Source organism: Wenzhouxiangella sp. XN24, from assembly GCF_011064545.1.
In the GTDB taxonomy this organism is placed as follows: domain Bacteria; phylum Pseudomonadota; class Gammaproteobacteria; order Steroidobacterales; family XN24; genus XN24.
The window spans coordinates 86,784-99,360 of the sequence record NZ_JAAMFG010000034.1 but is presented as its reverse complement, the minus strand read 5'-3'; the positions used below and the strand labels follow the sequence as shown (position 1 = coordinate 99,360).

Here is a 12,577-nt window from a genome sequence, read left to right as displayed (position 1 = left end):
TTTGGCGATTGCCTTTACTGGAGGGTCGCGGCTCGCCGCCTTTTCCACTCGAACCAGCTATTTGGGGAAAGCTTGTTCATGAGGCGATCGATCATCTGCATCACGGCGAGGTTATAGAAACCATGCAGCTTGCCGGCCAGGGTCGTGCTGCTGCAACGGAACGTCACGGCATAGCCGGCTTCGTCGTAGACGAAGTGGTGCCAGTAGCCGCTCGGCATGTAGAGCGTATCCCCCGCCTCGAGGGTGACCTTGAATCCCTCGGCGTTCTCCAGCCCGGGGAACTGGTCGAAGTCCGGTCGGGCCACATCGACGTAGCTTCGGCAGGTGAACGGGTAGCGATGCAGGTTCCTGCCCTGCGCGTACGGAAACAGGTACACCGTTCGCCGGCCATGTATGACCGTGTGCAACACGTGCGACATGTCGATGTCGAAGTGCATCTGCGTAACCGAGCCTTTGCAGCCGAAAAACATGAAGACGAAATTCTTCGAGACGCTCTCGACGAGATCGGGAACACGGATGTCCTCGAGCAGTTCGGGAATCTCGTAACGGATGTTGTAGAGGAACATCCGCAGGTCCTGCTCCGTCGTCATGACCAGGTCGATATAGTCGCGCAGCGCCAGCGTCTGGACACCGCTCATGTAGTTGCGCCCCGCCGCGACGAAACTCGCATCGTAGACCTTGACCTGCTTGTCGCCATGAACCTCGCGAAAGAACTCCGGCGTCCACTTCGAGGATGCAGGCCAGCTCTTCGATAATGACTGCAGCACGAGCGGCTTCAGCGGCCGGAAGTAGTCCGCCTGGAAACTCGCGCTGTCGAGGACCGGCAGGCGGTCCACCGAGGCCAGTTTCAGCTCGCTCATGGTCAGGCCGGCTGCCTCGCCAGGAACTCGCTGTAGGTATACAGGATGTCGGCGCGCTCCCAGTGGAGGAAGTGCCCCGCGCCCCGGATGAGACGGAACTCGCAGTCGGGAATACGCTGCGATGCCTCTTCGACATCCGCCACGTCGAGAATGGAATCGTATTCCCCAGTGACGATGAGGGTCGAAGCCTTGATGCTCGCCAGGTCGACGAACTCGGAAACATCCGCGGCCTTCTCGATGAAAGTGCAGTGCTCGTAGAAACTGAGCAACTGCTCACGACTCATGTGCCGGAACTGCTCGATCATCTGCTTCTTGTGCGAATCGGGAATGTACTGGCCGAAGTTCTCGATCATCAGTGGCGCGATTTCGACCGTCTTGTTCCCGTCGAACAACTGCTGGCCGGCCTTGATGACCGCGATGAGCGCCTTGCTCGGCTTCGTGCCGAAACTGCCGAGTATCATCTTGTCGACCAGCTCGGGATGGCGGGCAGCGAGCGCGGCGGAGATGATCGTGCCCCAGGACGCGGCCGCGAGGCATACGGGACCATTGCGATTGGTCTCCATGACGACACTGTGCAGGACATCGACCTGCTCATCGAAACTCACCCCCGGCGACCCTGACAGGATCCGGGCGCGGCCTTGTCCCGGAAGATCGAACACCACGACCGAGTAGTCCGAAACGAAATGACTGATGAATGAACGCCACGCCGCCATGGTCTGCTTCGCACCGCTGATGCAGACGATCGTACGCGCCGCCTCGCCATACACACGATAGGGCACCAGGAAACGGCCCAATGACAATTCGCCCTTGATGATTTTCATAGCTGCGCCTCGTCGGCTCGAGAAAGACGCTCGACCAGCGCCGACCTGTCCACGACGGAACTCTCACCGAACCAGATCGACCACATCGTCTCCGCAAGCTCAGCGTTGCTGATGGAACTCACCTTGGTGCCCTCGTGATAGGAATCCATCGTGCCGTCCGGGTACCAGCGCAGGACGAACTCATCGCTGCTCTTGACGTCGTCATTGATGGCGCTCATGAATATCTCGATATCCGGCCTGATACTTTCATAACGCTCTTTCGAGGCGTTCGACCTCAGGCCGGATGACAGGGATTCCTGGATCTGGCCGGCACTCAGGTCGCGCAGGAAAACCATCGTGATCTGCTTGATGCCCGGCGCATCGATAATGCTTCGGTAAAGAGAGTCGCCGTCCTCCGGGAGAACGCCCTCCAGGTAATGTGCCATGGCGTAAATCTGCATGAAATACTGCCTGCGCACGGTCTGGCCCGTCTGCCGCAGTACTCGCTGCTCGTCCGAGTAATCTATACGCAGGCTGTCGCTGAAACGCGCGGTGCCCCTGGTTTCATCGCTGTGCGCCATGCCCGGCGTCAACAGCATGCCGAGCACGAGCGTCCAGGGGACGATTATCTTCGCGGTGTTCATGGGGTTGGCTTCCGTCGCTCCCACGGGGAAGTACCGAGTCGGCGCGCTGTGAAAGTCGTCCCGACGCGGCCGGCCTGTCGTTCCAAGGCTGCCATGCATGCCTCAGCAAGTGACGGTACGTTTTTTGCGCCCGCTTGTCCACGTCAGCCCCGGCGGCCGCAGCCGATCACGGTAATCGGGCAATATGACGAAGGAATGACGCTCTGCTGCCCTCGCCCAGGCCAATGCCGCGGGGCTCCAGGGTAATGATCGCCCGGCGAACGACTCGCCAAGGCTATTTGCTTCTCACGGTCTTCCATAGAGCAAGGACGAGCGCGAGTACCGCGACCGCCGGCGGGATCTGTCCCCAGGCGGCATTGAGCACGTGCAGCGTGAGCCCCGTGACCACGCACCAGAGCGCAGGGATCGAGACGGCCAGCCAGAGCCCGAAGCCGCGCAGTCCGACCAGCAGGATACCCAGCGTGGCCACGGCCGTCGGGTCCGGATGCACGCCGAAAGTCTCCGCCTGGAACGGGGCGAACCCTGACAGCGGTGCGATGGCGGGATAAGCAAGCACCCCGAACCCGGCCAGGACCAGGCCGCCGGCACGCGGCAGCGATTGTTGCTTGATACCCGTCCGCGTCGTGTGCTGCGTTATTGCGGTGCGATCAAAACCTGCACCCATCGCCGCAAGCAGTAGCAGCAGGGCGGCCTGGGCCAGGAAAGCCCCGGCAAACCAGCTCCCGGCCCAGTTCAGTTGAGCGTATCGCTGCTCGAAGAACGTGATACCGACCCAGGCCCATGGCGCCGCGAGCAGCATGCATGCGATACGCGCCCTGCCGCGCCACATCAGGAGCATTGCGGCAACGCCGAGCACCAGCGTCGCCATGTGCAACGGCCAGAACGATTCGCCGACTCGCTCCAGCAGCCGGAAGTAGACTTCGGCCGAAAACGGCACGAGATCCACCAGCGCGTAGCTGCCGGGATCGCCGAGCGGGCCCGTCCCGATCTGGTCATTCACAGCGACTCGACATGCCGGATCATACGTTCGCGCAGATCCGGCGATGGCATCGGTCCCTGGCCGGCGTGCATGTTCTCGTACATGTGCTCGACGCGCGTGGTGGCCGGAATGGCACAGGTCACGGCGGGATGGCTGACGATGAATCGGAGCAGAAAATCGGCCCAATTCCTGCAATCGAACTCTTCCGCGGCCCAGGCGGGCACTCGATGGCGCGCCTGGATGCGCTTGATCAGGGGCCCGCCGTCATAGGGCCGGTTGGCGATCACGGCGATACCCTTTTCCTGGGCCAGCGGCAGCAAACGCTGTTCGACCTCGCGGTGCGTGAGGTTGTAGGTCAGCTGGACGAAGTCCAGCGGCTGCTGTTCCATGATTCGCTCGAATTCCTCGTGACGACGCCCATGCGAGGTGGTGATGCCGATGTACCCGATCTCGCCGGCATGTTTCATCTCGCGCAGCGTTTCCAGGTGGGCCTGCCAGGCGAGCAGGTTGTGAACCTGCACCAGGTCGAAGCGGTCGATGCCCCATTGCGCCGCCTGTCCCAGGATCTGCTTGCGCGTCTCACCGTCATCACGGGTCCAGACCTTCTCTGCGGAGAAGACCGAGTCCGGCCGCCCAAGCTGATCGAGAGCGAAGCCCATCACGGCAGCCGACGACCCATACATCGGTGAGCAGTCGACCATGCCGCCGCCATGTTCGACGAAGGCCGCCAGCACCTCGGTGCGTGCCCTGCGCAGCTGCTCGTCGCGACCCACATTGAAGGTCTGCCAGGTGCCCATGCCGATGACCGGCAAAGCCTGCCCCGTGGCATGGATCGGCTTGGTCATCGGCGAATCGCTTGCCGCCAGCAGGCTCCGTGGGCCCAACGAGACGCCAATCATCCCGGCGGAAATCAGCTTCAGGACTCTGCGGCGATCGGCTTGGAAACTCATGCGGCTCTCCCGGGGCTTCTCAGGGCGCTCCTTCTACAGGACTGACCGCTCTGCCTTTGAATTGTTCGGGCTGTAGCAGCGCGGTCGTCAGCACCAGCACGAAGCAGGCAAGGACGAACACCTTGTTGACGAACCAGTTCGTTCGCCAGATGGACCATTCGGGATCGGCGAGGAACAGCGACAGCAGCGTTGCGATGATCGCGATTTCGGTGACCGCCATCCCGATCGCGAGCTTCCGGGTCCATGGCGGCCGGAACAACAGCGCCCAGCCCAGCCAGGCGTGCGCGACAGGCCAAAGATCCCAGTAGACCCATCGTGTCGGCGCCTCCCCCTCCGCGATCGCGAAGGCGATCGGGAATACGTACTTGATAAAGATAGTCCACGCGGCAAGCACGAACAAAAAGTGCGCCAGGAATCTCGTCCAGGCCGTGGGGCCGGCGTGCGGTAGCGGAATCCCTCGGTTGCGCGGGGCTGTCGATCCGGAACTCATGAATGCGCTGCTAAGTGCTCGAGCCACGGGTAGCAGCGCGGTGCTGGTCGCGAGCCGTGATCCAGTAGCGACCGATCCGCTTGCGGAACGCCTTGGGCTGCTCGGCGTAGATGCGCTGACCCAACCACCAGGCCTCCGCACGAAGCGTGACGCTGCGCTGATGCATCAGGCCTTTCAACAGTTCGATCCGCTCCTTGTCCGCGCTGTCACCTGTCGCGACCACGAGCGTCTCTTCGAGCACCGCCAGGTCATGATCGTCACCAAGCAGGTCACCCAGCGTCTTGACCTCGCTGCGGGTGCGCTTGAGCAGCCGTAGCCAGGCCGGACGCAGCAAGCGCAAGTGATACCGCAGGTACTTGGCTCGCTTGCGCCATTCATGGAAGGTCTCGACGCCAGGATTGTCCCCGGCGATCGCCATGGCCTTGCGGCCTCTCCTGTAGGTCTTCTCGAGACCACCCTCGAGCAGTTCGAAGCCGCACTTGCCCTGGTTCGGGTCGTCCGTCGGAAGGCGCCATTCCGATACGCGTTGACGGGCTTCATGCATGCGCTCACCGAAGGCGTCCAGGCGCGCACCGAGATCCGCCACGTCCGCGGCGAGGTGTTGCTTGTGCAGCGTCAGCGCCCTGCGCGCCGGCGCGAGGCGCTGGCGGTCACGCTCGGGCGCCTCGATGTGCGCGATGGCGTCGTCGATCAGTTCGTGGGCGATGCGACGCACGCCGACATCGATGGGTTCGGAGATTTCGAGTTGATAGGACATGGCTGTGCTCCGTCTCCACCGAGTATAGAAGTCGCGGAGAAGGCCCTGCCAGGTCCGCGATCATCGGGTCAGGTGTTTTGCGTAGGCAAAGGCCATGCGGACGCCGCGAGGGCTGCCACATTGCCCATGCGACATCCGCATTCGAATGTGGAAAGGATCAGTCGCAGACCAGGCTTTTCTGGTAAATCCGGTAGACGCTTTCGACACGCTCCAGCAACGCTGCGATCTCCGGAATTTCGCCCCGGCAGGCCGTGGTCAGAGAAAGGCTTCCTTCGGTAGGTGGCGGTTTGGCCTCGTGAATCCTCATTGCCAGCATCGCAAGCAACTCGCCCGTCTGCTGACAGCCTGGCGGCGCCGCCAGGACGCCGGCCACGTCCAGTCCGCGCAGTGCGCTCAACAGTTCCACCCGAGCCTTGTTTCCAGCCTTGCCCTCGGGCAGTCCTCCCTGGCAACGTGTCCCATCCATTTTTTCGATGCGCCAGTCGTTGTTTTGCGACGTGTAGGTGAAGCGTCGCAGTCCCGGCTCGAGTTGCCCTGTCAGCGCCAGTTCGAAGGCCGGCAACATCGCTACGGCCTGTCGCCGGTGTTCAGCCCGTTCCGTCCCCATCTCGGCGAAACTCAGCGTCAGCCACACCAGTAAGACAAAGCTCACACCGGCCATGAACAACGCCGTGACGCGGAGGCGTGGCCCTGCCAGGTAACGCACCAGCAGCACGGCTCCGATGACGGCGACCAGCCCGCCGAGCAAGCCGTACCAGAGCACCATGGCGCCAGCCGCCAGGCCGGCGTCGCGCGGCACCAGGAACTGCGCGCCCAGCCAGGCGCCGAATGCCAAGCCCGGCAGAATCGACGCCACTACCAGCAGGACCTTCCACGCCATCCGTACCGGCCCTCCGGACACCCCGTTCATAGCCTGAGTCATTCAATTTCACCCGCAGCACCCATGCTCGCGAAGTATAGGCTGGTTTTCCCGGTCGCAGCCTCGGCGTGCAGGTGGCGGTAGCGTTGACCTTTTTGCGCTTTAGTCGGGTGTAGTGAAAGAAACCGTGCGGTCGGGCGAATGCTGCCCTCGAGATCATGCGGCGCCTCGTTCTGGACTGAAGGGAGAGCGAAAGAGATGAGCCCTGCCCGCCTGCTACTTCTGGTGGCACTCACTCTGCTCCTGCCCCTGGCCGCGTCTGCGGAGCGGTCGGCCCAGCCGGGCGAAACGGTGCGCAATGCCTTCGGCCCGATGCCGGGAACATTGCCTTCGATGTGTCGCGGCGCCTGTGGCAAGGGCTGCCCAGGGTCCTGCAGCCAATCGATTGCCTTCGAGTGCCTCGACACCCAACGCGTCCGTCGGGTGGTGTCGCACAGCTGCGGCACCCACCGGGGCTGCCGCGAGCATGACGACTGCCTCGACGCCTGCCGGATGAATGCCCAGGGCCTCGATTGCGACACGTATTGTCACACCCAGGCCATCGAAGCCTGGGGTCTCGAGCGGGCCGCGTCCTGGGCCATGGGCAGCGGACCATTCGACAGCGCCCCGATCCGTTTCGAGTACACACTGCATGCACCGAACAGCCATGAACCGGCCTTCCGTTGTCCCGAGGGCGCGCAGCTCAGCTGCAGCCGCGGCCTGGGACGCTGCCTCAGCGCTGGCGGAGCCGTCGTCGAGCCGGTATTCGATTCCTATCCCACGGCGGGACCGGACGCGATGCGAGTGGCGGCTTTCCGCGCCGGCGAGTTGTGCGGTGAGCGCGTCTGCAAACAGGCGACGATCATCCAGGTCGACGGGCAGGACAACTGTGAACGCGGCCGTTGTACCCGGTACGGTGTGGAGTTCGACTACCGGAACGCCGACCCGGCCGTACCACTGGAGTGCTCCGCCAGCACCATCGGCGGCGGCGATTTCATCGGCAACCTGTTGAAGGGGGCCGCCGACACCATGCCCCAGCAAGGGCAAGGCCCCGAAGCCGACGGCATGGCGCAGCTGATGGGACTTTTCCAGCAGGTTCTGAAAAGCGCAGACACGCCGGAAGACGTGCAGATCAGCATGGCGCCGCTGGACGAGGCCGGCAACCCGATCGAGTCGCAGCGGGTCGGCCCTGGAGCGGACTTCGTTCTTTCCGTGCCCCGAAGTATCCCGCTGCCCGCGACAAGCGGGCGACTGGTGGTGCCGATGTACCAGCTTGCAGATCTCGGCGACACCTCGGACAGGGTGCGCGAGATCCGCTGCACACACAACGGCTGGCCGGTGTTCGAGGTGGCGTTCCAGCTGCGTTTCTAGGCTGTTCAGCCAGCGGGTACGGAGTCACCGCGCAAAACAGCCGACTTGATATCTCTTTGACGCGTTCTGAGGAGCAACCCATGTATTCCATTAGTTCTCGACGGATCTTCGCGTCCTCGCTGCTGACCATCCTTTGGGTACCGGTAGCCCTGGGCGATACCCTGATGGTCATACGCGAGGGCTCTGGCGCATCAGCGGACAGCACGAGCACGGTCCGATTCTGGTCCGGTGAGAACCGGATCGCACGCATCGACGACAACAGCCGGATGATTGGCGACCTGGCCGCCGGCATGCTCTACATCGTCGACGACCAGGCCCGGACTTGTCACGGCGTGTCTACGCGCGACGTGGATCGCGACCTGCCCGCACTGCAGAAGGCCGTCGAAGCCGTGCAATTTCGCAAGACCGGCAAGTCGGAGGCCGTCGGCCCATGGCAAGCCGAGGTGCACGAGTTGACCGGCGGCAACGACGGTATCGAGATGGTGGTCTGGATCACCGGCGAATTTGATGTCGACCCGATCCAGCGCGCCTACATGGAAAGTGTCGCGACACCCGAATCTGCGGCAATGCTCGCGGTATACGACCTCGGCGGTTTTCCGGTCCGCTCCGAGATCCAGATGGGCCCGATACAGATGTGGACCGAGCTCGAGTCCATCGAGCAGAAGGCGGCGCCCGCGGGAACCTACGAGGTGCCAGCCGGATACAGCGGCTGCGAATAGGCGAGCAGGCGGGGTTTGTTTCCGGTCGAATTACCGCGCGATGAACTGGGCCAGCTCGTCCTCGTACTTCTTGAAGAGCTGGTAGTTGTGCGCAGCGACCGCGTCGGTGTCGCGTTGAAAGTAGGCCGTGCGCAGCGCCTCGCGAACCCACTGGTGCTCGGCCCAGTTGCCGCCACCTGATTTCACCACCTCGAGCTCGATGGTGTTCATGCCCATCATTTGCGTGCCGCCCCTCATCATTTCGTTCATGTCGCTCAGCGACATCCGCTCGTTGCGATCCGCCCGCTCGGCGAGTGCCTGCAGCCGCTCGGCGTTCTCTGCCGAGATGTCGCGCGCCCGAATCATGACGCGGACGTACTCCTTGACTTGATTCTCTTCGAGCTTGCCGTTCGCTGGCGGCGCATAGCGGTCCTCCTCCGCCGCCGCCAGGCGCTCCGCCTGGCGGATGGCGCCACCCATCACTCCACCGACACCACTTGTATCGCCGTCAGGGAACTGGACGTCAGCGTAGTCACCGAGGCCCGACATCTCAGGACCGATGACCGGTCGCAAAAGCAACCCGATGAGAACCATGACTACGACGGTAGCGATCAATGTGAGGATGTAATGGCCGACGCGCCTGCCGGCAGGCACCTCGAGGTAGAGGGGGATGATGCGCCACAACAGCACCAGGGCATAGATGAACAGGACGAGAAACACCAAACCCCCGATCCATGGCAGCCATCTCAGCGCCTGGCCGAGATAGCCCGGCACGAACGCCAGCGAGGTAGCCGCCAGCCCAAGCGCGAAGCTGCGCTTGCCGCCGAACAGGCCGGCCAGCGTGCTGACGATGAATGCGACGATGCCGGCGGCGATCGCGCCGAAGACGATACTGAGCAGCGTCATCCCGATGGTGGGGCGGAAGCCGACAACGTACGCGCCGCTGAAAAGCAGGCCGAGCACGTAGCCGAGCACGGCCGCCAGGATGATCAGCGGGCCGGTCAGCAGGAATGCAGTCTTCTGCCAGTTGTCTGCCTCCGGGAGATAACCACGCCAGGTCGCCTCGGGAGCGAACAGGGCGCCCCTGATCAGCGAGAAAGTGCAGTTCAGTGCAAGCATGATCGATTTCCCATTGGTTGACTCGGACGGCCGAGGTCCTGGAGCAGTGTGGCTCTACGGCACTCGCCCCGCCGACTGGCACGGGACGCCGACCGGCCGACCCGAAGCTTGGCATTCACGTGGGAGGCATCATCGTTCCTGAATGACCGCCTGGAAGTCGATGATCTGATCCTCCGGCTCACCACACTTCATCTGCCCATTGACCGTCGCGTGGAAGGTCTCCTTGCTCGTATCGAGAATGCTCACATCGGATCGTTTGAATGGCGCGCACCGGGTGCCGTCCTCGAGGGTCACCCGGGTAAGGAACCCGGAAGGTTTGCCTTCGTGCACTGAGAGCGTCGCCGTCAGCCCGGGGTTGTTGCCGATTGTCCTCACGGCGAAATTCAGGTGCTCGGACGGACCCGTTCTCACGATTACCACGGACTTTCCCTCGATGTGGCCGGATAGGTCGCCGGAGTAGGTGAGGCGCCATTTGGGTCCGTCCGGATTGCTGCTTCCCGAGGTTTCGCGATCGCAGGCAGCGAGCGTAAACGCCAACAGCAATGCCAGTCCGGCCGTCCCGGATTTGAAATGAGTGGTCATTCCTAGAACCCTCCAACGTCTTTGTGCAGCCCGAAAGCGAAACGGGGGTTCAGCATGGTCGGCCTGCCGCTAGTTCGATTGAGCCGTCACGGCTCGACAGACAAGCTGCAGTCCAGTGATGGCTTCGGTCTCTCCTCGTCGTTCCTGCGTATGCACTACGAGGCCGGTCGCAACTTGCTGCGATGGGCACATTACTCTCGGACTCCAGGTCTGGCAGTTGGTCAACGATTCCTGGTCCGCCGCGCCAGGTACATACTCAACCGTTCCGTCAGCGTTCACCCGGTCGCCTACGACCCGAATTCCCTTCAGCCTTTGATTGCTGTCGCGCTGGCAGACCTCGATACTGGAGATGACACTTGTCTGGAGTGTCACTCGAAAACTGCTCCCTGGCAGTACCAACGCCGGACATAACTCTGTCGGAGTGACAGCTTCGCGCTCAATATCTGCCGTGCTAACGCCAATTCGGCATGGAACGTCGCCTTGCTCGCGCCACCAAATCTGATGCAAGAAGTCCGTCTCCAGATCAATAATTCTCTGTACGTCACCAGACGTTCCGGCGATCGCACTGAACCTCGGCGAGCCCGTTGGGCGCGGAACCACGGCTTGGGCGGTGTCCGCCGCCGCAGCAGCAGCCTCTGCTTCCCGGCGAGCCGCTGCTGCTTCCGCCGCCGCGACCCCTTCTTCTTCAGACTCGTAGCCCAATTCGATGGGCCGCCGTTCGTCAACACTCTCCTGAAGACTGTCCCGAACATCCGTCGTGACAATCTCACGAGATCCAGAAGTCGGTTCCGGCGCTGACCCGAATACGATCGGCTGGTTCTCCTCGATCCCTTGCTGAAGCCCTTGAGGACCAGCGCTTGACGCGGCTGAATGGCTTCCACGCCGACGCGCCGGATCGTACTGGTCACCCGGCAGACGCGCCGGATCGTACTGGTCACCCGGCAGACGCGCCGGATCGTACTGGTCACCCGGCAGACGCGCCGGATCGTACTGGTCACCCGGCAGGCGCGCCGGATCGTACTGGTCACCCGGCAGGCGCGCCGGATCGTACTGGTCACCCGGCAACGCAGTCCCCTCTGTGGACGTTGGCCCTGTGCGACGCACCACGCGCGTGTCCCGGGCCAATGCGCGAATGTCCTCCGGCCTGAGTGTTGCGCCGAATATCCGGAGATCATCAATGACGATGCTGGAGGCGGCATTCGTGAGCCGGTCGTTCATCGCCCCGACCCAGACCGCCTCCTCGGGCGGACGCCGATGCTGGCTCAGCGTTCCCTCGGCACTGCGATTGCGCCAGTGGAGTGAATAGGTGTTGTTGGCATAGTCGTAGACGCCCGCGACGAACATCCAGCCGCTGTCACGACTGACGGCGCTTCGCGCCGAGAGACCGTTCGCGGTACCGTTCAGGCTCAGGGTTGATCCGGCCGCCCGCAGCCCCGGCCCGGACCCTCCGGTGGCAAGGATCACCTGGTTGCCTTTCGGCAAAGGACCGTCAAACCGGATCCAGGCCGTGAAGCTGACCTGCGGACAACCTTCGTAATGGAGGTCCATGAGTACCCGCATCGCCGAAGTACCGTCGAAGGCGAGCGCCTGGCCGGAACGTCCCTCCACGAAGCGGGGCGTAGCTGCCGCCCCGTCCTGGCCGAGCATGCGGCCGTCGAAGCCGTTGCCGCTGGCATCGGCGAGACTGCCATCGAAAGGGAAGTAGGCTTCGCAGGACTGGGCTATTGCCGTGCCCGCATGTACGAATGCCAGCAACCCAAGCGCAGCCGCGAATGGAATATATTTTCTCATGTCGATCAGAGCTCCTGGCACGCCGCAATCTCATCGTCGGTGACACCGAGGTCCCGCGCCGCCGCGGACAGATCATCGGCGGTCTGGCTGGCTGAATAGACATCGCCCATCGTCCGGGAGACGTCCTGGTTGCCCATCCTCGAAGCTGTGCGCGACACCGCGCTCATTAATCGGCCGAGTCCCCGCTTTTTCTTTTGGGCTTCCTGCCTTGCCGCGATTTTCTCCTGCAGGCAAGCCTGACGCGCGGCCTGGCGAGCAACGGGATCGGCGGGCACCGATTTCGCCGGCGCCGGCGCCGAGGCTGGTGACGGTGTGCGTGTCCCGGCGCGCATCGCCTGGACCTCGGTCGCCAGTCGCCCGGCGACGTCGGGTGATGCCGTGCCGGTAATCTCGAGACCATGTTCCGCCTGGAACTTGGCGATCGCGGTTGCAGTCTCGATCGTGCTCTCCCCGCTGATGCTGCCCGGGTCGTAGCCCAGCACAACGAGGTCCCGCTGGATCTGTTTCGTAAGCTCGTCGGCTGCCACAGGCGCCGGCAGGAGAGTGCCGAACAGAAGCAACGTTGAAAGAATGAGATTCAGCCGGTAATGGGTCATTGGGTATCTCCCCTTCGACTTGGACGCACACGACCCCGCCGG

Annotated in this window: 14 protein-coding genes; 2 read left to right on the top strand and 12 right to left on the bottom strand. The window is 63.1% G+C overall.

What is annotated here, in order from left to right; translation table 11 throughout:
* Nucleotides 1-14: 14 nt before the first annotated feature.
* The 8 genes from G6032_RS08165 to G6032_RS08130 form a co-directional block, all read right to left on the bottom strand.
* Nucleotides 15-860, bottom strand: coding sequence for a cupin-like domain-containing protein (locus G6032_RS08165; protein ID WP_165281657.1), 846 nt, complete (start codon nt 858-860; stop codon nt 15-17).
* A gap of 2 nt (nt 861-862) precedes the next feature.
* The gene (locus G6032_RS08160; RefSeq protein ID WP_165281656.1) at nt 863-1,681 is read right to left on the bottom strand and encodes an alpha/beta hydrolase; all 819 of its coding nucleotides are present in this window, start codon (nt 1,679-1,681) and stop codon (nt 863-865) included.
* Entirely contained in the window at nt 1,678-2,304 is a 627-nt protein-coding gene (locus tag G6032_RS08155; protein ID WP_165281655.1) for a chalcone isomerase family protein, read from the bottom strand. The genes G6032_RS08160 and G6032_RS08155 overlap by 4 nt, the downstream gene beginning before the upstream one ends.
* 274 nt (nt 2,305-2,578) lie before the next feature.
* Nucleotides 2,579-3,304, bottom strand: a complete 726-nt coding sequence (locus G6032_RS08150; protein WP_206211891.1) for a DUF6064 family protein — start codon at nt 3,302-3,304, stop codon at nt 2,579-2,581.
* Nucleotides 3,301-4,233: an aldo/keto reductase gene (locus G6032_RS08145; protein ID WP_165281654.1), complete on the bottom strand. Its 933-nt coding sequence runs from the start codon at nt 4,231-4,233 to the stop codon at nt 3,301-3,303. Before G6032_RS08145 ends, G6032_RS08150 begins: the two co-directional genes overlap by 4 nt.
* A gap of 19 nt (nt 4,234-4,252) precedes the next feature.
* A complete protein-coding gene (locus tag G6032_RS08140) occupies nt 4,253-4,723 on the bottom strand; it encodes a hypothetical protein (protein ID WP_240902091.1) in 471 nt (156 codons plus the stop codon).
* Nucleotides 4,724-4,733: 10 nt separating this feature from the next.
* Complete coding sequence (locus tag G6032_RS08135; protein WP_165281653.1) at nt 4,734-5,480, bottom strand: CHAD domain-containing protein; 747 nt, start codon at nt 5,478-5,480, stop codon at nt 4,734-4,736.
* 157 nt (nt 5,481-5,637) lie between these two features.
* Nucleotides 5,638-6,360, bottom strand: coding sequence for a cytochrome d ubiquinol oxidase subunit II (locus tag G6032_RS08130; RefSeq protein ID WP_165281652.1), 723 nt, complete (start codon nt 6,358-6,360; stop codon nt 5,638-5,640).
* Between the two features lie 237 nt (nt 6,361-6,597).
* Between G6032_RS08130 and G6032_RS08125 the strand changes: the two genes are divergently transcribed.
* Both G6032_RS08125 and G6032_RS08120 read left to right on the top strand, forming a co-directional pair.
* Entirely contained in the window at nt 6,598-7,749 is a 1,152-nt protein-coding gene (locus G6032_RS08125) for a hypothetical protein (RefSeq protein ID WP_165281651.1), read from the top strand.
* An 80-nt stretch (nt 7,750-7,829) separates the two neighbouring features.
* A complete protein-coding gene (locus G6032_RS08120) occupies nt 7,830-8,468 on the top strand; it encodes a DUF4412 domain-containing protein (protein WP_165281650.1) in 639 nt (212 codons plus the stop codon).
* Nucleotides 8,469-8,498: 30 nt separating this feature from the next.
* On the opposite strand, the gene G6032_RS08115 is transcribed toward G6032_RS08120, so the two are convergent.
* From G6032_RS08115 to G6032_RS08100, 4 genes are all read right to left on the bottom strand, one after another.
* The gene (locus tag G6032_RS08115; RefSeq protein ID WP_165281649.1) at nt 8,499-9,566 is read right to left on the bottom strand and encodes a Yip1 family protein; all 1,068 of its coding nucleotides are present in this window, start codon (nt 9,564-9,566) and stop codon (nt 8,499-8,501) included.
* Nucleotides 9,567-9,695: 129 nt separating this feature from the next.
* Complete coding sequence (locus G6032_RS08110; RefSeq protein ID WP_165281648.1) at nt 9,696-10,148, bottom strand: hypothetical protein; 453 nt, start codon at nt 10,146-10,148, stop codon at nt 9,696-9,698.
* A gap of 69 nt (nt 10,149-10,217) precedes the next feature.
* The gene (locus G6032_RS08105) at nt 10,218-11,939 is read right to left on the bottom strand and encodes a LamG domain-containing protein (RefSeq protein ID WP_165281647.1); all 1,722 of its coding nucleotides are present in this window, start codon (nt 11,937-11,939) and stop codon (nt 10,218-10,220) included.
* A 5-nt stretch (nt 11,940-11,944) separates the two neighbouring features.
* A complete protein-coding gene (locus tag G6032_RS08100; RefSeq protein WP_165281646.1) occupies nt 11,945-12,535 on the bottom strand; it encodes a peptidoglycan-binding domain-containing protein in 591 nt (196 codons plus the stop codon).
* Nucleotides 12,536-12,577 lie beyond the last annotated feature (42 nt).

What these genes read in the sequence shown, in the direction of transcription:
- G6032_RS08165 (WP_165281657.1), bottom strand. Translation starts at nt 860, where the DNA reads ATGAGCGAGCTGAAACTGGCCTCGGTGGACCGCCTGCCGGTCCTCGAC.
- G6032_RS08160 (WP_165281656.1), bottom strand. Translation starts at nt 1,681, where the DNA reads ATGAAAATCATCAAGGGCGAATTGTCATTGGGCCGTTTCCTGGTGCCC.
- G6032_RS08155 (WP_165281655.1), bottom strand. Translation starts at nt 2,304, where the DNA reads ATGAACACCGCGAAGATAATCGTCCCCTGGACGCTCGTGCTCGGCATG.
- G6032_RS08145 (WP_165281654.1), bottom strand. Translation starts at nt 4,233, where the DNA reads ATGAGTTTCCAAGCCGATCGCCGCAGAGTCCTGAAGCTGATTTCCGCC.
- G6032_RS08140 (WP_240902091.1), bottom strand. Translation starts at nt 4,723, where the DNA reads ATGAGTTCCGGATCGACAGCCCCGCGCAACCGAGGGATTCCGCTACCG.
- G6032_RS08135 (WP_165281653.1), bottom strand. Translation starts at nt 5,480, where the DNA reads ATGTCCTATCAACTCGAAATCTCCGAACCCATCGATGTCGGCGTGCGT.
- G6032_RS08130 (WP_165281652.1), bottom strand. Translation starts at nt 6,360, where the DNA reads ATGGCGTGGAAGGTCCTGCTGGTAGTGGCGTCGATTCTGCCGGGCTTG.
- G6032_RS08125 (WP_165281651.1), top strand. Translation starts at nt 6,598, where the DNA reads ATGAGCCCTGCCCGCCTGCTACTTCTGGTGGCACTCACTCTGCTCCTG.
- G6032_RS08120 (WP_165281650.1), top strand. Translation starts at nt 7,830, where the DNA reads ATGTATTCCATTAGTTCTCGACGGATCTTCGCGTCCTCGCTGCTGACC.
- G6032_RS08115 (WP_165281649.1), bottom strand. Translation starts at nt 9,566, where the DNA reads ATGCTTGCACTGAACTGCACTTTCTCGCTGATCAGGGGCGCCCTGTTC.
- G6032_RS08110 (WP_165281648.1), bottom strand. Translation starts at nt 10,148, where the DNA reads ATGACCACTCATTTCAAATCCGGGACGGCCGGACTGGCATTGCTGTTG.
- G6032_RS08105 (WP_165281647.1), bottom strand. Translation starts at nt 11,939, where the DNA reads ATGAGAAAATATATTCCATTCGCGGCTGCGCTTGGGTTGCTGGCATTC.
- G6032_RS08100 (WP_165281646.1), bottom strand. Translation starts at nt 12,535, where the DNA reads ATGACCCATTACCGGCTGAATCTCATTCTTTCAACGTTGCTTCTGTTC.